This window comes from Streptomyces sp. NPDC085944 (assembly GCF_040686295.1).
GTDB lineage: Bacteria > Actinomycetota > Actinomycetes > Streptomycetales > Streptomycetaceae > Streptomyces > Streptomyces salinarius.
On the sequence record NZ_JBFBJX010000038.1, the window covers coordinates 1 to 19,743 of the forward strand.

Annotated in this window: 21 protein-coding genes and 2 pseudogenes; 13 read left to right on the plus strand and 10 right to left on the minus strand. The window is 68.4% G+C overall.

The window, feature by feature from the left end; translation table 11 throughout:
• Both AB0P07_RS36045 and AB0P07_RS36050 read right to left on the minus strand, forming a co-directional pair.
• Window positions 1-150 (minus strand): annotated as a pseudogene (locus AB0P07_RS36045) (hydrolase); the annotation flags it as partial.
• A gap of 206 nt (window positions 151-356) precedes the next feature.
• Window positions 357-560 carry a hypothetical protein gene (locus tag AB0P07_RS36050; RefSeq protein WP_365558492.1) on the minus strand — a complete coding sequence of 68 codons (204 nt, stop codon included), beginning with the start codon at window positions 558-560 and terminating at the stop codon, window positions 357-359.
• Between the two features lie 209 nt (window positions 561-769).
• Here AB0P07_RS36050 and AB0P07_RS36055 point away from each other — a divergent pair, with 209 nt between their 5' ends.
• Together AB0P07_RS36055 and AB0P07_RS36060 are read left to right on the plus strand one after the other, a co-directional pair.
• Entirely contained in the window at window positions 770-1,216 is a 447-nt protein-coding gene (locus tag AB0P07_RS36055; protein WP_365558494.1) for a nuclear transport factor 2 family protein, read from the plus strand.
• Between the two features lie 67 nt (window positions 1,217-1,283).
• A complete protein-coding gene (locus AB0P07_RS36060; protein ID WP_365558496.1) occupies window positions 1,284-1,679 on the plus strand; it encodes a hypothetical protein in 396 nt (131 codons plus the stop codon).
• A 12-nt stretch (window positions 1,680-1,691) separates the two neighbouring features.
• Here the strand turns inward: AB0P07_RS36060 and AB0P07_RS36065 are convergent, their stop codons facing one another.
• Window positions 1,692-2,705, minus strand: coding sequence for a LacI family DNA-binding transcriptional regulator (locus tag AB0P07_RS36065; RefSeq protein WP_365558499.1), 1,014 nt, complete (start codon window positions 2,703-2,705; stop codon window positions 1,692-1,694).
• Between the two features lie 328 nt (window positions 2,706-3,033).
• Here AB0P07_RS36065 and AB0P07_RS36070 point away from each other — a divergent pair, with 328 nt between their 5' ends.
• The 4 genes from AB0P07_RS36070 (at window position 3,034) to AB0P07_RS36085 (ending at window position 7,920) form a co-directional block, all read left to right on the plus strand.
• On the plus strand, window positions 3,034-4,344 hold the full coding sequence (locus AB0P07_RS36070; RefSeq protein WP_365558502.1) for an extracellular solute-binding protein: 1,311 nt from the start codon (window positions 3,034-3,036) through the stop codon (window positions 4,342-4,344).
• Between the two features lie 104 nt (window positions 4,345-4,448).
• Window positions 4,449-5,444: a sugar ABC transporter permease gene (locus AB0P07_RS36075; RefSeq protein ID WP_365558504.1), complete on the plus strand. Its 996-nt coding sequence runs from the start codon at window positions 4,449-4,451 to the stop codon at window positions 5,442-5,444.
• A gap of 12 nt (window positions 5,445-5,456) precedes the next feature.
• The gene (locus tag AB0P07_RS36080; protein ID WP_365558505.1) at window positions 5,457-6,380 is read left to right on the plus strand and encodes a carbohydrate ABC transporter permease; all 924 of its coding nucleotides are present in this window, start codon (window positions 5,457-5,459) and stop codon (window positions 6,378-6,380) included.
• Window positions 6,381-6,480: 100 nt separating this feature from the next.
• Entirely contained in the window at window positions 6,481-7,920 is a 1,440-nt protein-coding gene (locus AB0P07_RS36085; protein WP_365558508.1) for a GH1 family beta-glucosidase, read from the plus strand.
• A 67-nt stretch (window positions 7,921-7,987) separates the two neighbouring features.
• Here AB0P07_RS36085 and AB0P07_RS36090 read toward each other — a convergent pair whose 3' ends face one another.
• Window positions 7,988-9,184, minus strand: coding sequence for a glycoside hydrolase family 64 protein (locus tag AB0P07_RS36090; RefSeq protein ID WP_365558511.1), 1,197 nt, complete (start codon window positions 9,182-9,184; stop codon window positions 7,988-7,990).
• A gap of 494 nt (window positions 9,185-9,678) precedes the next feature.
• Between AB0P07_RS36090 and AB0P07_RS36095 the strand changes: the two genes are divergently transcribed.
• From AB0P07_RS36095 to AB0P07_RS36105, 3 genes are read left to right on the plus strand one after another with little or no spacing between them, the layout of a single operon-like run.
• The gene (locus AB0P07_RS36095; RefSeq protein ID WP_365558537.1) at window positions 9,679-10,488 is read left to right on the plus strand and encodes an ATP-binding cassette domain-containing protein; all 810 of its coding nucleotides are present in this window, start codon (window positions 9,679-9,681) and stop codon (window positions 10,486-10,488) included.
• Window positions 10,485-11,246, plus strand: coding sequence for an ABC transporter permease (locus AB0P07_RS36100; RefSeq protein WP_365558513.1), 762 nt, complete (start codon window positions 10,485-10,487; stop codon window positions 11,244-11,246). The genes AB0P07_RS36095 and AB0P07_RS36100 overlap by 4 nt, the downstream gene beginning before the upstream one ends.
• 15 nt (window positions 11,247-11,261) lie before the next feature.
• Window positions 11,262-12,056, plus strand: coding sequence for a MerR family transcriptional regulator (locus AB0P07_RS36105; protein WP_365558516.1), 795 nt, complete (start codon window positions 11,262-11,264; stop codon window positions 12,054-12,056).
• Window positions 12,057-12,097: 41 nt separating this feature from the next.
• On the opposite strand, the gene AB0P07_RS36110 is transcribed toward AB0P07_RS36105, so the two are convergent.
• The 4 genes from AB0P07_RS36110 to AB0P07_RS36125 all read right to left on the minus strand — a co-directional run bounded on the left by AB0P07_RS36110 (window position 12,098) and on the right by AB0P07_RS36125 (window position 14,789).
• Window positions 12,098-12,421 carry an integrase core domain-containing protein gene (locus tag AB0P07_RS36110; protein WP_365558518.1) on the minus strand — a complete coding sequence of 108 codons (324 nt, stop codon included), beginning with the start codon at window positions 12,419-12,421 and terminating at the stop codon, window positions 12,098-12,100.
• A complete protein-coding gene (locus AB0P07_RS36115) occupies window positions 12,405-13,604 on the minus strand; it encodes an IS30 family transposase (protein WP_365558539.1) in 1,200 nt (399 codons plus the stop codon). Before AB0P07_RS36115 ends, AB0P07_RS36110 begins: the two co-directional genes overlap by 17 nt.
• 169 nt (window positions 13,605-13,773) lie before the next feature.
• Window positions 13,774-14,481 carry an IS3 family transposase gene (locus AB0P07_RS36120; RefSeq protein ID WP_365558521.1) on the minus strand — a complete coding sequence of 236 codons (708 nt, stop codon included), beginning with the start codon at window positions 14,479-14,481 and terminating at the stop codon, window positions 13,774-13,776.
• On the minus strand, window positions 14,478-14,789 hold the full coding sequence (locus tag AB0P07_RS36125; RefSeq protein ID WP_365558524.1) for a transposase: 312 nt from the start codon (window positions 14,787-14,789) through the stop codon (window positions 14,478-14,480). Before AB0P07_RS36125 ends, AB0P07_RS36120 begins: the two co-directional genes overlap by 4 nt.
• On the opposite strand from AB0P07_RS36125, the gene AB0P07_RS36130 reads away from it, so the two are divergent.
• The 4 genes from AB0P07_RS36130 to AB0P07_RS36145 all read left to right on the plus strand — a co-directional run bounded on the left by AB0P07_RS36130 (window position 14,686) and on the right by AB0P07_RS36145 (window position 19,028).
• Complete coding sequence (locus AB0P07_RS36130) at window positions 14,686-15,156, plus strand: transposase (RefSeq protein WP_365558526.1); 471 nt, start codon at window positions 14,686-14,688, stop codon at window positions 15,154-15,156. The two genes, AB0P07_RS36125 and AB0P07_RS36130, sit on opposite strands and share 104 nt — an antisense overlap.
• Before the next feature lie 173 nt (window positions 15,157-15,329).
• Window positions 15,330-16,424, plus strand: a complete 1,095-nt coding sequence (locus AB0P07_RS36135) for a high-affinity branched-chain amino acid ABC transporter substrate-binding protein (RefSeq protein ID WP_365558529.1) — start codon at window positions 15,330-15,332, stop codon at window positions 16,422-16,424.
• A 524-nt stretch (window positions 16,425-16,948) separates the two neighbouring features.
• The gene (locus AB0P07_RS36140; protein WP_365558532.1) at window positions 16,949-18,487 is read left to right on the plus strand and encodes an oxidoreductase; all 1,539 of its coding nucleotides are present in this window, start codon (window positions 16,949-16,951) and stop codon (window positions 18,485-18,487) included.
• 73 nt (window positions 18,488-18,560) lie between these two features.
• Window positions 18,561-19,028, plus strand: coding sequence for a hypothetical protein (locus AB0P07_RS36145; protein ID WP_365558535.1), 468 nt, complete (start codon window positions 18,561-18,563; stop codon window positions 19,026-19,028).
• A gap of 4 nt (window positions 19,029-19,032) precedes the next feature.
• Here AB0P07_RS36145 and AB0P07_RS36150 read toward each other — a convergent pair.
• Window positions 19,033-19,632 (minus strand): annotated as a pseudogene (locus AB0P07_RS36150) (transposase); the annotation flags it as partial.
• 6 nt (window positions 19,633-19,638) lie between these two features.
• A partial coding sequence (locus AB0P07_RS36155) for a glycerophosphodiester phosphodiesterase family protein (protein ID WP_365558541.1) occupies window positions 19,639-19,743 on the minus strand: 105 nt, incomplete at its 5' end.

The following is a 19,743-nucleotide window of genomic DNA, read 5'->3' on the forward strand; positions in this document are numbered from 1 at the left end:
GCGTTGGCGGACGGCGAGGTCGATGGCGGCGGCGGTGTTCTCGGGTGCCATGCCGGAGGAGCCTCGGTGGGCGATGACTTGGGGGCCGTCGGTCGTGGCCTGCGCGGGCGTCGACGACAACGCCAGCACCACACCACTCAACACGGCCACCACGGCACCGGCGCGCCTCTTGCTCGGAAACTTCACTGGAGCCTCCCGCGTTCGAATGACTCCCTGGAGGCTCCAGGACCGTGGTTACGGGAAGCCTGACGCGGTCTGGCGGTCCCGGGATGGGCCGGTGGAGCGGAGCGTCGAACCGGTCATCAGAGGCGGGAGGGGGTGATTGCGCGCAATCACCCCCTCCCGCCTCATGCCTTTCAGCGGCCGAGGAGGCCCTGCGGCAGGAGCGACTGCGGGGAGGTGGCCGGGTGCCCCACCTCCAGCGAGCCGAGAAGGCTGTCGAGGAGCTGACCACCGGGAACACCAGTGGACGGCCCCGGTTCCGGGGCCGCCTCGGCGACCGGAGCGGAGACCAGCAGAGCGCCGGCCAGGACGGAGACACAGGCGAGCTTCTTGATCATGCCCGTCCCAACGACCCAAGGACCCGGGGGAAACGCCCGCCGGGCGCGGACTGGGCCAGTCGGGTGCACGTCGGGCCACGACCCTCCGACGAGGGCCCGGCCGCCCGCCTTACCCGCGGGGTAATCGACCGTACCCCTCCGTCCCGGCAGGATCGGACCCACCGACGGCAACACCGGCCGGAACGGCCCACCGCAACGAGGAGCACAGCATGTCCGACACCCGCACCGCACCCACGGGGGACCAGGTCGCCGAGGTCACCCGCTCCGTCGTGTGCGACTTCCTCACCGCCCGCATGGCCGGGGACACCGGGCGGCTGGTCGAGCTGTTCGCCGACGAGGTCGACTGGCTGCTCGCCGAGAACCCCGCCGTCCCGTGGATACGGCCACGCTCCACCGGGGTCGAGGCGGCCGCCCAGTTCACGGAACTGGCGGAGCACACCGTGCCCGAGGACGCACGGGCCTCGGTCGACACCTTCCTCGTCGACGGCACGGACGCCGTCCTGATGGGACGGTTGTCCGGGACCGTACGAGCGACGGGCAAGTCCTTCGAGGGGCCGTTCGCTCTGCGGCTGACCGTCGAGGCCGGCCGGATCACCCGGCACCACCTCTACGAGAACAGCCTGTCCATCGCCCGGGCGTGCCTCCCGGACCGGTGAGGTTGCGGCTCGGCCGGACCGTCCTCGTCACGGGCGACTGTCAGTGCCCGCCGACAGAATGCACCGCATGACACCCTTGCTTCTCATCGACGTCGAGCGGGCCGTGCGCGACAGTTGGAGCGCCGAGACGTGCACACCCGAGTTCCGGTCGCGGTGGACCGCGGACAACCCGGCCAGGGACCAGTGCGGCGTGACCGCCTTGGTGCTCATCGACCTGCTGGGCGGCCAGCTGATCCGCGGCGAGGTGCACGTCGCGGGCGAGCGGGTCGATCACCACTGGTGGAACCGGCTGGGCCCGGTCCTGGAAGTCGACCTGACCCGCGGGCAGTTCGGCCCGCACGAGACCGTCGTCGGCGGCACCGTCGTTCCCCGGCCGCCCGAGATCCGCCGACTTGGCGAGGAGTACGAACTGCTCCGCGGGCGGGTCCTGGAGCGGCTCGTACGGCAGCCGGCCGCGTCGTAACGGCGTCGGTTCCTACGACGACTCGCGTACCACCAGCTCCGTCGGCAGTGTCGTCTGCTGCCGGGGCGAGCCGTGCTGCGTGATGTCGGTGAGGATGCGGGCCATGGTCCGGCCCAGTTCCTCCACCGGCTGACGCACCGTCGTCAGCGGCGGGTTGGTGTGCCGGGCCAGGACGGAGTCCTCGAAGCCGACGACGGCGACATCCCCCGGGACCTGCCGCTTCCAGCGGCGCAGTTCGGCCAGTGCGCCGACGGCCATGAGGTCGGACGCGGCGAAGACGGCGTCCAGATCCGGGGCGCGTTCAAGAAGCAAACGCATGGCGTTGGCGCCGCCCTCCTCGGTGAAGTCGCCGGCCTCGACGAGCAGTTCTGCGGCGGGAACGCCCGCCTCCGTGTGCGCGGTGCGCCAGCCGGCCAGCCTGCTGCGGCCGACGTCCATGTCCAGCGGGCCGGTGATGGTGGCGACCCGTCGCCGTCCGCTGCCCAGCAGGTGCCGCACCGCGGCGGCGGCCCCGCCGGCGTTGTCGGAGTTGACGTAGCTCAGCCGTTCGCCCGCGTCGCGGCGGCCGGCGAGCACGGTGGGCAGGCCCATCTCCTCCAGCATGCCCGGCAGCCGGTCCTCCGAGTGCACGGAGACCAGCAGCACGCCGTCCACCCGACGGGTCGCGACCGACTCGGTCAGCTGGTCGCGCTCGGCCTGGTCGCGGACGAGCATCAGCTGCAACTGGGTGCGGCTCTCGGCGAGGGCGCCGCTGACCCCGCGGATCAGCGCGGCGAAGAACGGCTCGGAGCCGAGCCGGCTCTCCGACTCCGGGATCACCAGGGCCACGGCGTTGGTGCGGTTGGTGACCAGACCGCGGGCGACCGAGTTGGGAACGTAGTTCAGTTCCTTGATCGCCGCAAGCACTCGCTCCCGGGCATCGGCACTGACCAGCTCCGAACCGTTGACGACACGGGAGACCGTGGTGCGGCCCACACCGGCGCGGGCGGCGACCGTTTTGATCGTTGGACGGCGGTTGCCGGTCATGTGCTCCCCCCTCGGCGGCCGCGGCGGCGGTGCCTGCCGCGGAGGTGACCTGCGGCAATTCTTGCAGACACCGCGGCCGGCGCAGCACCCCCGGGCCATCGGGAGGCGAACGCGACGTGCGGACGGCTGCGGGAACTTGCGTTCAAGTCATTGACAGATCGGCATCGGAGCCATGAGTCTTCGATGCGTCGTTGGGAACGTGCCCATCAAAATGGGAACGTTCCCAGCCCTTGTTCGAGCCGCTGTCTCTCATCGCTGTAGCCATCGCAGTAGTCATCGCAGAACTCGTCACTCCGATGTGTCAGCGCCGTCGCTAGGAGGAAGATCCATGGGCACTTTCGGTTCGTTGCGCAGAAGGGCGGTGGCGACGGCCGCGGCCGTCGGCGCGCTGGCACTCGTCGTCGGCTGCGGCGGCAGCGACGACTCGGCCACCGGCGGTGGCAAGAAGGACGGCAAGGTCACCATCACCATGGGCATGTACGGGGTGATGGGGATCAAGGAGACGGGCCTCCTCGAGCAGTACGAGAAGGAGAACCCGAATGTCGACATCAAGGCCGAGATAGCCGGTGACGAGCAGACCTACTACACCGCGCTGCAGACCAGGCTCGCGGCGGGCAAGGGCCTGAAGGACATCCAGGGCATCGAGATCGGCCGCGCCAAGGAGATCACGGAGACCCAGGCGGACAAGTTCGCCGACTTCTCCAAGGTCGAGGGCACCGACCACTTCCTGCCGTGGAAGGAGTCCCAGATCACCACCAAGGACGGCAAGGTGCTGGGCCTGGGCACCGACATCGGCCCGATGGCCGTCTGCTACCGCAAGGACTACTTCGAGAAGGCGGGCCTGCCCACCGACCGCGAGGAGGTCGCCAAGCTCTGGGAGGGCGACTGGAGCAAGTACGTCGAGGTCGGCCGCACCTTCAAGAAGGGCTTCAAGGACGGCGACGTGGCCTACATGGACGCGGCCAGCGGCCTGTTCAACGCCATGGTCTACGGCTACCCCGAGCAGTACTACGACGAGAACGGCAAGCTGATCTACAACACCAACCCGGCCGTCAAGGAGGCCTGGAACCTCGCCGCCGACGCGGCCGAGGACGGTCTGACCGCCAAGCTCCGCCAGTTCCAGCCGGGCTGGGACCCGGGTCTGGCCAACGGCACCTTCGCCACCGCGGTGTGCCCGGCGTGGATGCTCAGCCACATCAGCGAGAAGGCCGGCGACGCCAACAAGGGCAAGTGGGACGTTGCCAAGGCCCCCAAGGGCGCCAACTGGGGCGGCTCCTTCCTCGGTGTGGTCGAGCAGAGCCCGGTGAAGGAGGAGGCCAAGAAGCTCGTCGCCTGGCTGACCGCGCCCGAGCAGCAGGCCCACATCTTCAAGGAGATCGGCAACATCCCCTCCTCGCGCACGGCGCTGGACAGCCCCGAGGTGAAGAACGCCAAGTCCGAGTACTTCAGCGGCGCGCCGATCGGTCAGATCTTCGCAGCGGCCGCCCAGGAGATCCCGGACAAGCAGGTCCTCGGCCGCAAGGACGGCACGATCAAGGACACCTTCTCCCAGGGCCTGGCCCTGATCGAGCAGGGCGACGCCACGCGTGACGAGGCGTGGAAGACCACCGGGGAGCGCATCGAGAAGGCGGTCGGCTGACCGCACGCTCCCGAGGCCGACCGGGCCCGCCCGCGTCCAGGATCAGGTCCTGGCCGGCGGGCCCGGCGCCAGGCCCATCCATCCGCTCTCAGGAAGGAAGACCGGTGGCCACCTCCACCACCAAGGCGCTGACCGGGGACGAGCCTCCGCGTCCGACCCCCCGGACGGGCGGCGAGAGCACCGCCCGGCGACGCGGCGCGCTCTGGCACCGGCTCGACATCAAGGGCGCCCCGTACGCGTTCGTCGCGCCGTTCTTCATCATCTTCGCCGCGTTCAGCTTCTACCCCCTGATCTACACGTCGTGGATCTCCCTGCACGACGTGGAGCTGGCCACCCTCGATGTCATGGAGTGGGTGGCGTTCGACAACTACGTGGAGCTGTGGGGCGATTCACGGTTCTGGAACGCGCTGCAGAACACCATCACCATCGGCGTCATCTCCACGGTGCCGCAGCTGATGATGGCGCTCGGCATGGCGCACCTGCTCAACTACCGGATGCGCGCCTCGCTGTTCTTCCGGGTCGCCTCCCTGGTCCCCTACGCCACCTCGGTCGCCGCGGCCGCCCTCGTCTTCACCATGATCTTCGAGCGCGACTTCGGCATGATCAACTGGGCGCTCGGCTCGGTCGGGATCGACCCGGTGGACTGGGAGGCCGACAAGTGGCCCGCCCAGATCGCGATCTCCACGATCGTCATATGGCGCTGGACCGGCTACAACGCGCTGCTCTACCTGGCCGCGATGCAGGCCATCCCCGCCGACCGGTACGAGGCGGCCTCCCTCGACGGCGCCTCCCGGTGGCAGCAGTTCATCCACGTCACCGTCCCCGGGATCCGCTCCACCATCGTCTTCACCATCGTGCTCTCCGCGATCGGCGCCACCCAGCTGTTCGGCGAACCGCTGATCTTCGGCCAGGGGCCCAACGGTGTCACCGGCGGCGCGGACAACCAGTACCAGACGCTGGGCCTGCTGCTCTACGAGGAGGGCTGGAAGAACTACCAGATGGGCCGCTCCGCGACCGTCGCCTGGGCGATGTTCATGCTGCTGGTCCTCGTCTTCGTCGTGCAGCGCGTCGTCAAGCGCCTGCGCTCCCGTACGTCCTGACCTGGAGCCGTCATGACCACCCAAAGTCTCCCGGCCCGGACCGATGCCCCGGCCCGGACCCCCGCCGTGCGGGCCGGCGGCCGCGGCGGCCGCCGGCTGCTGCGCCAGCGCGCGGGCCGCCAGCACCACGCCGGACCCCTCGCCTATGTGCTGCTCGCCGTCATGGCGATCCTGTCGATCTTCCCGCTGTACTGGACGATGGTGGCCGCGTCCACCGACAACACCCGGGTCAGCCAGACCCCGCCCCCGTTCCTGCCCGGCCCGAACCTGTTCAGCAACCTCGCCCGGGCCTGGGACGAGGCGGCGATGGGCAAGGCCATGATCAACAGCCTGATCGTGGCCGGGGTGATCGCCCTGTCCACCGTGCTGTTCGCGACGCTCGCCGGGTTCGCTTTCGCCAAGCTGCGCTTCAAGGGACGCAACGCCCTGCTCATGCTGGTGATCGGCACCATGATGGTGCCGCCGCAGCTCGCCGTCGTACCGCTGTTCATGATGATGGCCGACCTCGGCTGGTCGCAGCAGCTGCCCGCCGTCATCTTCCCGACGCTGGTGAGCGCGGTCGGTGTGTTCTTCATGCGGCAGTACCTGACGGAGGCGCTGCCGGACGAACTCGTCGAGGCCGGCCGCGTGGACGGGGCGCACTCGCTCAGGATCTTCTTCAGCATCGTGCTGCCCATCGCGCGGCCCGCGATGGCCGTCCTGTTCATGATCACGTTCGTGCATGCGTGGAACGACTTCTTCTGGCCGTTCGTGGTCCTCGACATGACCAATCCGACCGTCCCCGTCGCGCTCACCCAGCTCAGCGCGGGTTACGTCCGCGACCAGTCGCTGATCATGGCCGGCGCGCTGCTCGGCACACTGCCGCTGCTGGCGATGTTCGTCGTCTTCGGCCGCCAGATCGTCAGCGGCATCATGGCGGGCGCCGTCAAGGGCTGACTCGCCGCCGTGCGGCCCGGCCCCGCGCCGTCCGGGGCCGTACGCCACCACTTCATCGGGCGCGCGCCCCGCGCACTCACCCACCACTGAAAGGACTTACGTGGTCACCGCAGCACAGCAGACCGCATCCACCACGGACGCCGCCCGCACGTTCCCCAAGGGCTTCCTCTGGGGCTCCGCGACCGCCTCCTACCAGATCGAGGGGGCCGCCACGGAGGACGGCCGCACCCCGTCCATCTGGGACACCTACGCCCGCACGCCCGGCCGGGTCCGCAACGGCGACACCGGTGACATCGCCACCGACCACTACCACCGGCGCAGCCAGGACGTCGCCCTGATGGCCGAACTCGGCCTGGGCGCCTACCGCTTCTCCCTCGCCTGGCCCCGGATCCAGCCCACCGGCCGCGGCCCCGCCGTGCAGAAGGGCCTGGACTTCTACCGGCGCCTGGTGGACGAGCTGCTGGAGAAGGGCATTCAGCCCGTCGCCACCCTCTACCACTGGGACCTGCCCCAGGAGCTGGAGGACGCCGGCGGCTGGCCCGAGCGAGCCACCGCCGAACGGTTCGCCGAGTACGCGGCCCTCGCCGCCGACGCCCTCGGCGACCGGGTGCGGACCTGGACCACCCTCAACGAGCCCTGGTGCAGCGCCTTCCTCGGCTACGGCTCCGGTGTGCACGCCCCCGGGCGCACCGACCCGGTCGCCGCCCTGCGCGCCGCCCACCACCTGAACCTGGCGCACGGGCTGGCCGTCCAGGCCCTGCGCGACCGCGTGCGCGCCGACGCCCAGGTGTCGGTCACCCTCAACGTCCACCACGTCCGCCCGCTCACCGGCGGCGACGGCGACGTCGACGCGGCCCGCCGGATCGACGCGCTCGCCAACCGGGTCTTCACCGGCCCCATGCTGAACGGCGCCTACCCGGAGGACCTGCTCAAGGACACCGCCGCACTGACCGACTGGTCCTTCGTCCAGGACGGCGACCTGCGCCAGGCCCACCAGCCGCTGGACTTCCTCGGCGTCAACTACTACACGCCCACCGTGGTGTCCGAGACCGACGGCAGCGCCGCCCACACCTCCGACGGGCACGGCAACAGCGCCCACAGCCCCTGGCCGGGAGCCGACCGGGTCGCCTTCCACCAGCCGCCCGGCGACACCACCGCGATGGGCTGGGCCGTCGACCCGAGCGGCCTGTACGACCTGCTGCGCCGCCTGTCCGCCGACTTCCCGAGGCTGCCGCTCGTCATCACCGAGAACGGCGCCGCCTTCGACGACTACGCCGACCCCGCCGGCCAGGTCAACGACCCCGCCCGGATCGCCTACGTGCGCGACCACCTGGCCGCCGTCCACCAGGCCATCCTGGACGGCGTGGACGTGCGCGGCTACTTCCTGTGGTCCCTGCTGGACAACTTCGAGTGGGCCCACGGTTACAGCAAGCGCTTCGGTGCCGTCTACGTCGACTACCCGACCGGCACCCGCATCCCCAAGGCCAGTGCCCGCTGGTACTCCGAGGTCGCCCGCACCGGCGTACTGCCCGGCGCCTGACACCACACCGCCCCCGTCCTCCACCGCACCGGCGGGGGACGGGGGCGGACTCGTAGCCGCCGGCGGGTCAGTCGAGCGGGGCGAGCGTGAGCCGGGCCTCGACCGGGTTGCCGTCGTGCACCAGCGACTCGTGGTTGCCGACGTCGTCGAAGGCGAACGCGTACGCCTTCCCGTCGGCCATGCGGTCGTGAATGATCCGGGCGTAGTGGTTGGTCACGGCGTCCTGGTAGAAGCCGGCCGACGACGGGTCGGGCTGGTTGGGGTTGCTCAGCAGCGTCGAGCGGTTGAACCCGGCACACAGCGTGCGGGAGATCGGCCCGCGCACCTGGTCGTTGGGCGCGTCCAGGAGCCGGTGGCAGCCGAAGACGCTGGAGGCGTCCGGCTTCTGGAAGCTGGTGACGACCGCGCCGGAGGTGTTGGTGAAGTTCATGACGTTGCCCGACACGCGCCCGAAGTACTTGGTGTCGGGCCGGTCCCCGAAGGGCGTCACGGTCAGCGTCGTCGTCGCGTACTTCTGCCACACCCGGTTGACGTAGTCGTCCATGACCGAGGCGGGCAACGCCCCCGTCTCCACTCCGTACAGCGGCGCGAGCGCCCTCAGTACGGTGCCGTCGGGCCGGGTCTGGATCAGTCCGCCCCAGCCGGGCTGCGCCCGCAGCGCGTCGAACACTCCGCGGTAGCCACCGGCCTCGAGCCGGCCGGCGCTGGTCACACCGCCGTCGGCGCGTTGCACGCCGACCGTGTAGGGAGCGGAGAACATGTCGACCTGGGTGCTGTTCAGCCACAGCCCGCCGTCGTTGAGCGTGTACTCGGACCAGTTGAAGAGGATGTCGCGGTTGGGGTCGCTCGGGTTCTGGACGGCGGGCTGGACCAGGCCGCCGGTGGCCAGCCGGAAGTCGAGCTTGTGGCCGTAGGAGAAGTAGATGCGTCCCGACAGCTTCGGGATGCGGATCGTCTTGGTCTGTCCGGCGGCCGGTCCGGGGATGGACGCGTCCGGTGCGGGAGTGGGGGGATTGCCGCCGGCGGGCCAGGCATGGAAGGTGCCGTTCTCGTCCGCCCAGCCCTGCTGACCTGTCGTCAGCGAGGTGCCCAGGTTGTAGATGTGGACGGCGTCGCCGCGGGCGGAGTTGTTGGTGATCTTCAGGGGGATGGTGGCGGGCACCGCGGCGTCCGCGGGCGGTGCGGCACCGAACGTGAGCAGGGCGCCGGTCAGGCCTGCGGCCGCGGCCACGGCGAGCAGACGGTGTCTGAGTCGGGAGAGCACTCTCCACCTCCGTGCGGGTGTGGGGGGAATTGGTCCGTACCGATTCTGAGAGCGCTCTCAGCGTTGCGCGGAGACGCGTCCATGTCAATGCGTGCGACGGCTCTGCCACGGCGCCGGGACTCCCACGACGAGGTGACGGAGCTACCCCGATCCGGCGCACCCGTCCCGGCTCGTGCTGCCGTTTCACGACGGGGCCGGCCAGCGCGTAGTGCCGGACGTCTTCGGCGCCCCGCCGCCCCGTCCCGGGCCACACGCAGTCCAGGACCGAGGCGGACGGCGGGAAGAGCGCCGACGGTACGGCCTCGCGGGCGGGTTCGCGGCCGAACGGGCTCGGGGCGAGCGGCCCGTCATCGCTGCAGTGCGTCTGGCCGGTAGGCGATCTGAGTGCCGTGGTCGGGACGGGCTTGACCTTGACGCTGGGTCAACCCTCCATCCTTCCAGGAGGAGCTTCCGCGCAGTCGCCTGGAACATCTCCGCTAAGGAGGCAGATGACCATGACAGACCAATCGATCGCCGGTCCGGCGATTCGCGTGCAAGGTCTCAAGAAGTCGTACGGGAAGCTCGAAGTGCTGCGCGGTGTGGACTTCGACCTGGTGCCGGGCAGTATCTTCGCCCTGCTCGGTTCCAACGGGGCGGGCAAGACCACGACCGTGAGGATCCTCGCCACGCTCCTGAAAGCCGACGCGGGGGCGGCGAGCGTCAATGGCTTCGACGTCGCCACGCAAGCGGCGAACGTGCGGGAGTCCATTAGTCTCACCGGGCAGTTCGCGGCCGTCGACGAGATCCTCAGCGGTCGGGAGAACCTCGCCCTGGTCGCCAGGCTGCGCCACCTCAAGGACCCTGGCGCGTCTGCGGATGACCTGCTGAGGCGTTTCTCGCTGAGCGAGGCGGGCGCGCGGCGAGTGTCCACGTATTCGGGTGGGATGCGCCGCCGGCTGGACATCGCGATGAGCCTCATCGGGAATTCGCCGGTGATTTTCCTGGACGAGCCAACGGCCGGACTCGACCCAGAGGCGCGCATCGAGGTGTGGGACGCGGTCAAGGAGCTCGCCGCTCATGGAACGACGGTGCTGCTCACCACACAGTACCTGGACGAGGCCGAGCAGCTGGCCGACCGGATCGCGATCCTCCACCAGGGTCGGATCATCGTGAACGGCACCCTCGCCGAGCTCAAGCAGCTTTTCCCGTCCGCCAAGGTCGAGTACGTCGAGAAGCAGCCGACTCTCGAGGAAGTCTTTCTCGCAGTCATCGGCGGCAGCGACAAGAGCGACGTCACTGGCACGACAACTGGGGGGCGAGGATGACCACGTACTTCTTCAACGACACTGCCGCGCTCACGGGGCGGACCCTGCGTCACGTCACACGCAGCATGGACACCATCATCACGACCGCCATCACGCCGGTCGCCATGATGCTGATGTTCGTCTACGTGTTCGGCGGCGCCATCGATACCGGGTCGGTTCCGTACGTGAACTACATGCTGCCCGGCATCCTGCTCATGACCATCGCCTCAGGCATCTCCTACACCGCGTACCGGCTGTTCACCGATGTGAAGAGCGGGATCTTCGAACGATTCCAGTCCATGCCGATCGCGCGGTCGGGTGTGCTGTGGGCCCACGTCGTCACCTCTTTGGTCGCCAACTTGATCGCGCTCGTGCTCGTCGTGGGCGTCGCTGTGCTCATGGGCTTCCGCTCAGGGGCAGGAGTGTCGGCATGGCTCGCGGTCGCCGGCATCCTGCTCCTGTTCACCCTGGCGCTGACCTGGCTCGCCGTGATCCCCGCGCTCTCCGCGTCGTCGGTCGAGGGAGCAGGCGCGTTCGCCTACCCCCTCATCTTCCTGCCGTTCGTCAGCTCGGCGTTCGTGCCCACAAAGACCATGCCCGGCCCGGTGCGCTGGTTCGCCGAACATCAGCCGGTGACGCCGATCGTCAACACGATCCGCAACCTGTTCGCCCAGCAGCCGGTCGGTGACGACATCTGGACCGCCCTGGCGTGGTGCGTCGGCATCCTCGTCGTGGCGTACGTCTTCGCGATGGCCGCCTATCGCCGGAAGATCGCCTGAGGCAGGCTGAGACCCATGCTCACCATCAGCCAGCTTGCGTCGTACGCCGGGGTGACGGTGCGGGCGGTACGCCATTACCACCGGATCGGGTTGCTGCCGGAACCCGAGCGCGACCGGTCCGGATACCGGTCCTACGACGCGGTCGCGGTCGGGCGACTGATCCGGATCCGCACGCTCGCAGACGCCGGCGTGCCGCTGGCCCGGGTGCAGGAACTGCTCGCCGCCGGCCCGGAGGAGTTCGCCGCCGGCGTCCAGGAGATCGACAAGGCCCTGCGTGCCGAGATCCGGCGGCTGCAGGACACTCGCAGCCGACTCGCCAAGCTCGCCGCCGGAGAGCACCTGGCGCTCCCGCAGAGCGTCGTGGACTACCTCGACCGGCTGCGCGGTCTCGGCGTTGAGGAGGGGTACATCGAGATGGAGCGGGACGCCTGGATCATGATCGCCGCCCAGGTGCCGCACTCGATCGACTCCGTGATCGCCAAGAAACACGAGGAGTTGAACGACCCCGACATGGTGAAGCTCTACAGCCTTCTCAGCGGGGCGCTCGACTGGCCGGCCAACGATCCGCGGATCGTCGAGGTCGCCGACATCATGGAGCGCCTGATGGTCCGCGCTGTGGAGGCCGGCGAGGTGGGTGCCGGCGACGGCATCGACGATCAGTTCGTCGACCTGCTGGACTCAACCATGGTCGAGTCCTCACCGCACGCCGCACGGTTGTTGGAGATCCTGGAGGAGCGGGGCTGGAGGGGATGGACCCGCATCGAGCGAGTGCCTGCCGAGAGGCTCAACACTGAGCTGCCGCCATCGTGAAGTGAGATGCCCCGAGTTTCGTAGAGTCCGGTGATCTTGTTTCAGGCGGACTGCGGGGTGGCTTCCTGTTCTCGCCACCAGGCGCGTTCGTACTCGGCGGGCGGTACGTAGTCGAGGGCGGAGTGGAGCCGTTCCTCGTTGTACCAGGCGACCCATTGGAAGATCGCCCGCTCGACCTGGTCGACGTCCCGCCAAGGGCCTTGCATCTCGATCGGCTCGGCCTTGAAGGTGCCGTTCAGCGCCTCGGCCATCGCGTTGTCGTAGCTGTCCGCGACCGAGCCGACCGAGGCTGAGGCGCCGATCTCGGACAGCCTCTCGGTATACCGAATTGATACATACTGGGCGAGTTCAACTGGTGGTTGCAACACCGGGATGTTGTAGCGAGCCTAGCTGTTCCTCGAACACCTCCGCCGGGGTCTTCCAGCCGGGGATTTTGCGGGGCCGGTTGTTGATGGCCAGGGCGACGGCTTCGAGGTCCGCGGACGACCACCGGGAGAGGTCTGTGCCTTTCGGGAAGTACTGACGCAGCAGCCCGTTGGTGTTCTCGTTCGTCGGTCGTTGCCAGGGCGAGTGCGGATCGGCGAAGAACATCTTCGTCCCGGTATCGAGGGCGAACTGGGCGTGGCCGGAGAGTTCCTTGCCCCGGTCCCAGGTCAGGGTCTTGCGCAGCTGCTCGGGCAGCTGTGCCATCGATGTGGTGAGCGCCGCGTTCATCGCGATCGCGCCGTAGCCCCCGAGTGAGGTGCCGTTCTTCACCGGCGGATTCTCGCCCCAGCCTTCGAGGCGGGGCAGGTGCACCAGGAGTGTGGAGCGGCTGCTGCGCTCGACGAGCGTGCCGATCGCGGAGCGGCCGGCCCCGATGATCAGATCGCCTTCCCAATGTCCGGGGACCGCGCGGTCCGCGGCCTCGGCGGGGCGTTGGCTGAGGACGACGTCCTCGGTGACATGCCCTTGCGGCCTGTTCTGCGACCGTGCGCGGGGAGTACGCAACGCCCGGCCGGTCCGCAGACACGCGACCAGCTCCCGTTTGAGCGCACCGCGGCCCTCGATGAACAGCGCCTGGTAGATCGCTTCGTGGCTGATGCGCATGGACTCATCATCGGGGAAATCGACGCGAAGCCGCCGCGAGATCTGTTCCGGGCTCCATGCCATCGCCCATCTTCTGTCCTGCCGGTGCGGCTTGTTCAGCCCCTTCCACGCGGGCGTCTTCGGACCGGTGACGATCGAGCCGTCGGGACGACGGACACTGCCGGCGAGCCGTTCCTGCACGTATTCACGCAACCTGTCGTTGCCCGCGAGCTTGGCCTCCTTCGGGCGTTTCGCGGCCTGCTGCGCCTTCCGCTGAGCGACCGTGGCCCGGTACTCCTGCTTCCCGCTGCGGGTGGCGGCGTTGCGGCGCAACTCGCGCGAGATCGTCCCCGGATCACGTCCGATCGCGCGGGCGATCTCTCGCACGCCCTTGTCCTGGGCACGCAGAATCGCGATCTCCTCGCGCTCCTCGAAGGTCAGGTAGCGGCCGGTGGGCTCGGCCAGAGAGATCGGCGGTATGCCGCCAGCGTGACGGAACCACCGAGAGCCGACCGGCACCGAAACTCCGACCGCCAGCGATGCCTCAGCCGTCGTGATGCCCGTGGCGATCAGCCGCCAGAACTGCCGCTGCACCACCCGCGGCGGATCAGGCCGGCCAGGCGAGCGCATCGCCGGCCTCAGCGCCCGATCAGCACGCCACTGCCGCCGAAGCTCCTCGGGCACATCGCCGGTCTTCCGGCTCCAGTCCTCCGTAGCGATCTTGAACACCTCCGAAATCAAGGTGTTGCGACGACCGGTTGAATCCGCCTTGCGACCCCCGGTCGCTGTGATGAACGAGGCCGGAGTCCTTCTTGATCCTCCGTCTCCACAACGCCATCTCCAGTGCATCCAACGGCAGTTCGGTCCGCATGCGGTTCGCGACCTGCCAGCCGACGATCATCCGCGAGTACACGTCCAGGACGAACGCCACGTACGCCCAGCCGGACCAGGTGCGCACATACGTCATGTCCGCCACCCACAGCTGATCCGGCCGCGAGGCCGTGAAGTCGCGGTCGACCAGGTCCGGCGGGCGAGGCGCCGACGGCTCCGGCACCGTGGTGCGGCGACGCTGCCCGCGGATGACGCCCTCCGGGCCCAGCTCGCGCATCAGCCGCTCGACGGTGCAGCGGGCCACCACCACACCCTTGCGCCGCAGGGCGCGGGTGATCCGCCGGGCCCCATAGGTGCCGCCGGACTCAGCATGGACCTGCTCGATCAGCGGCTTCAGCTGCTCGTCGCGCAGACGGCGGGCCGACTTCGGCCGCTTCTCGCGCGCGCAGTACGCCGCCTCCGACAGCCCCAGCACCCGGCAGGCGAACCCGACCCCGAGGCCCTTGTCCCTGAGGTGCTCGATCACCTGGTCGGCCTCGTCCGGGGACGGTCGAGTTCGGCCGCAAAAAACGCGCTCGCGGCTTTGAGGATGTCGTTAGCCCGCCTCAACTCCGCTACCTCTTTGCGGAGTTGCTTCAGTTCCTCGTGCTCGGCGGTGGTCAGCCGGTCGTCGCGTTCGCCGGCGTCCGCCTCGGCCTGGCGGACCCAGCCGCGCAGGGCCTCCTTGTGGATGCCCAGGTCCTTGGCGACATGCGCGATCGGCCGGCCCGTCGTGCGGACCTCGCGGACGGCCCGCTCGCGGAACTCGTCCGGGTATTTGCGTGGTGCTGGCACTGCTCGGGGTTCTCCTTCGGGCCAGGACCATAAGCCTGGCTTCAGGGACTTCACGAATCCGGGGCCAGCTCATCTGGCTGACAAGGCGTATTCGTCGCGCGCGATCCGAAGCTGTCTGCGTCGGCGCGGCATACGGGCGGTGATCCCGCAGCCCGCTGACCAGGCGGCCAACCGCACGCGGAGAGGTCGGTCCGGAGGTCGCCCACCGGCCTTCGACCGCGAATCATACAAACAGCGCAATGCCGTCGAGCGGTGCATCAACAAGCTCAAACAGTGGCGCGGGCTGGCCACTCGCTATGACAAGAACTCCACCATCTACCTCGCGGGGCTGCACGTCGCTGCCATCTTCATCTGGTCAGCGAGATGACCTGGAGGGACTGCTGCGGGGTTGGGTGAAGCTACCTGGTCAACCCGAGATGACCGTGCAGGCTCGTTCGGATGAAGGCGGGATGGGCACGGCATGGCGCCTACGCCCATGGTGGGGCGTGTCGATGAACTGCGATTGGGTTCGGTGGCCAGTCATCTGCCGATCCTTGGCCAGTGTCTGGTAGCGGGCCGACCATCGCTCAAAAGGGAGTTGCAGTGGCTGACACGATCAAGATCGGAATTGCGGGTCCGGGGACCGGCCCGGTGTCCCAGTACGGCGACCAGCAGTTCATCGGCGCCATGCAGGCCATCACGGACATCAATGCCAGAGGCGGCGTCAACGGCAAGATGCTGGAGCCCGCGGGGTACGACGACGAGGCAGATCCGAAGAAGGCCGTCACCGTAGCCAACAAGGCCATCAGCGACGGCGTGCGGTTCGTTGTCGGCCACGTCGCCTCTTGCTCGACCTCCCCGGCTTCGGACATCTACGAGGACGAGGGTGTCGTCATGATCACGCCCGCGTCCACGTTCCCGCAGATCACCGCTCCCGGCTACGGGCTCGTCTTCCGCACGATCGGCCTCGACAGCGCGCAGGGCCAGGTGGCCGGCAACTACATCGCCGACCATGTGAAGCCGAAGAGCGTCGCGATCCTGCACGACGAGCAGCCGTACGGCGATGGCCTGGCGACCGTCGTCAAGCACACGCTGGAGCGCAATGGTGTAAAGGCGGTCCTCTTCGAGGGCGTCAACGCCGGTGACAGGGACTTCTCCCCGGTCATCCGGAAGCTGAAGCAGAACGAGGTCGACTTCGTCTACTGGGGCGGCTACTACCCCGCGCTCGGCCTCATCCTGCGCCAGGCCCAGGAGAACGGTCTCACGGCCCGCTTCATGGCCGGAGAGGCGTGTGCCAGCGAGTCCATCTCCCAGATCGCCCAGAACGCCTCCGAGGGGCTGCTGGTCACTGCCCCGAAGGCATTCGACGCAGACCCCGCCAACAAGGCCATCGTCGACGCGATCGAGGCCGGCGGCAGGGACGCCGCCGGCCCCTACATCTTCCCCTCTTACTCCGCGATCCACCTGATCGCCCAGGCCATCGAGGCAGCCGGGTCCGAAGACACCGACAAGGTCGCGAAGGCGCTCCGCGACGGCACCTTCAAGACCCCGACCGGCACTCTGAGCTTCGACGAGAAGGGCGATCTCAAGGACTTCCGCTTCATCGTGCACGAGTGGCACTTCGGCAAGCCGAAGACGGAGGTCTCCCCCCACTAGAAGCCCTTCTCTGCCAATCCAGGTGCCCCGCATTCGACTCGACCGCGGGGCACCGGTCGTCTGAGTTGGCGATCCGACCGGCAGCCAGCATGCCGTCGGCGCCATGGACCGAAAGGCAGCTGATCCGAAGGAAACGGCCTAGCTAGACGACGCGGTGCCGAAACAGGAAGGAGACGTGGATGGGGAATCCCTCGTGATAGGCCATAGTCGTATGGTTCACCGGCTCCCACCCCGCTTTCCCCCACTCTGTCAGCATGGCGTTGACCTCGTCATCTACCGGATTCGCGCGGGGCTGGAGCGTCACGAACCTCTACTCCCCTCGACCATCCACGCCCCTGGCATGCCCCGTCGAGGCGGACCGCACTCGCTGAGCAGCGGGACACCGTGCCCAGCGCTAACGAGTGGGCACGGCAGGGCCTCACATCAGGTGCTAGATCCGCCCAAGAACTCCTAACAGAATGGATCTCTTCTGTTCGTTCGCTGAGGTGCGGCGGGGTGCGCGGCACGGTCGCTACGCTGCCCTCGTGATCTCATACAACGACCTGACGCCGCCCGAGCGTGCGCTGTGGGACGCGTTCCCTGAGGGGCGCCGCGTGGATCTGCGTGTGGGGACGCCGGGGACCGACCTTGTTTCCAGAGGGGGAGAGTGGGGTGCCGACCGTACGGTCCGGGCAGCCGTGATCGTGGCGCTCGTACTGGGCGCGAATACCGCGCAGGCAGGCGCCGTCGCATGCCTCAAACTCGCTGGGGCGCGGATAGCCGGGCACCTCAGTCTGGCCGGTGCGCAGATCGAACATTCCCTGTGGATCGAGGAGTGCTGGTTCGAGGCGGCGGTGGACCTGCTCGGAGCGTCGGCCAAGACCATCGGGATGACGGGCTGCAGAGTGCCGGGCATTGAGGCCGATTCAGCTCATATCGAGGGCAACCTCGACCTGCGGCGCTCCGTCGTGGAGAGCTTGGCTTCCTCGCCCTTCAACAACGTCAGCACTGCACTATCGCTCAGTGACGCCAAGGTTGGCGGCGGCATGCTCCTGAACGGAGCTCACCTCAGTGCGCCCGGAGGATGGGCGATGGCCGCTGGCGGTCTGGTCATGGGAGGAGGTATCTACTGCAACCGCGGATTCGTCGCGCGTGGAGAAATCCGGCTGGTCGGAGCGCAGCTGCCGCGCGGCCTGTACATGCGGGGCTCACAACTTAACGACCCAGGACCGCACGGAGTGGCGCTCGCCCTGAACAACGCAGTGGTCTCACGGCTCGACTTCTCCGACGGATTCATCGCGAACGGGACCGTGAAGCTGAGAAGCACCCAGATCTCGGATCGCGTGGGCTTCGAAGGAGGCACCCTGAACGGATCTCCCGACGGGGACGCACCGGCCTTGCACTGCCGGCTCATGCAGGCCGCCGACGTCGACCTCACCCTGGCCCGGCCACCGACCGGTGCAGTGGATCTGACCGGGGCGCAGGTGTCCTACCTCTGCGACAGCGAGCACAGCTGGCCGGCTACGGTGCAGCTGGAGGGCTTCGTCTATGGCTCCCTCAAGAAGGTGGAGTCCGGTGAGCGGCGCGACTCCGTGAACTACCGCTTGGCCTGGATTCGACGCAGCCCGGGCTACAGTCCGCAACCGTACGAGCAATTGGCGAGTTGGTACCGGACGATCGGCCACGACGACGACGCCCGCCGGGTCCTCCTGGCAAAACAGCGGCACCGGCGCCGCGCCCTGCCCTTGCCCGCGCGTGGCTGGGGCCACCTGCTCGATGCGACCGTAGGCTACGGCTACCGTCCTTGGCTGGCCGGGATCTGGCTCCTTGCGCTGACCTTGCTGGGCACCCTCGCCTTCCGTACACAGTCTCCGACGCCGGTGAAACCGGGCGAGGGCCCACCGTTCCAGCCCCTCGTCTACGCCCTCGACCTCCTGATTCCCATTGGGGGTCTGGGGCAGCGCACTGCTTGGTACTGGACGGCCCCCGGCCCTCAATGGTTGGCCTATGCGCTGCTCGCGTCGGGCTGGGTGCTGACAACCGCCATCGTCGCGGGTGTCAGCCGCACCTTGCAGAAAACCTAGCTAGTGGTCTGACCGAGAAGGTTCACCGGGGTCAGTACGCTGAGCCCGGCTGCGGTGGACGAGGAGGTCGGGCATGACGCGGAGACTGTCGGTGGACGAGGCCGTGGGACTGCTTGAGGGCGAACTGGGGTCAGGACAGCGCTCGCTTGACGACCTGGTCACCGAAGACCTCTGGCTTGCCTTCCTCCGATTCGGCCGACGGCTGTTCGATGTCTCGGACACACCCGACGCCGACCGTCTTCTGTTCCAGTACGGGACCCACGCGTTCGACGGCCCTCCGGCATTCACGCTGGACCTCACCCGACAGTTCGAGATCTCCGACACCAACGGTGATCACGACCATTACGTGCAGGTCCACTGTGAGTTCAGATACGGACTCGCACCCGCCCTGGAGGACCTCGGAAGCTTCGACTCGTGGTTCTTCCACGATGCCGGAGACGATCTCGAAGAGTGGGCTCGAGGACTGACCGAGCGGGCAACCTGGGCAACGATCCACAGACTCAAGCCGACCGAGATCAGGGTGTATCAGGAGCAGGTGTAGTCGTTCAGGCCGCCATCGTGGTGGGACGCCCTCCCCAGCGGACACCCTTCTCACTGCGGATGCGGGCTCGCTCACGTCGTTGGGCTGCGAGGACGTCGGGGTGGCGGGCGTTCTGGTTGCGCCAGCGCAGGTAGGCGTGGAGGGCCCGGGTCTGGACCGTATGGTTGGGATGGTTCGAGTTGGCCAGGGTGAACTGCCGCAGCGGTCCGAAGTGGGCTTCGATGGGATTGGCCCAGGAGGCGTAGGTCGGGGTGAAGCACAGCTCGACCTTGTTCTTGGCCGCCCACCTTTTCATCCGCCAGTTCGTGTGGGCGGAAAGGTTGTCGAGGATCACGTAGATCGGGGCGCCGACCGGGCGGGCGGCCCGGATGGTTCGCAGGGCCGCCCAGGTATGGTCGATGCCCTTGCGGCGCCGGTTGATCCCCCACATTTGGTCGTCGCCGACGGAGAAGCAGCCGTGGAAATAGGTGATCCCGTGAGTTCGGCGGAACGTCGCCGGCGGTCGGTCTGGCCGACCCTGTTCTGCCCGGCATGAGCCGGCGGTCGGGCGGATGCCCAGCGGTCCGAACTCGTCGAACGCCAACGTGCGGTCAGGCCGCTCGTGGGTCTGTCACCCCCGCTGGGTGAGGGTTTGGGGGTAGTCGGTGATGATGCCGTCGACGCCGAGGGTGGTCATTTTGCGGATGGCGCCGGGTTCGTCGACGGTCCAGACGTT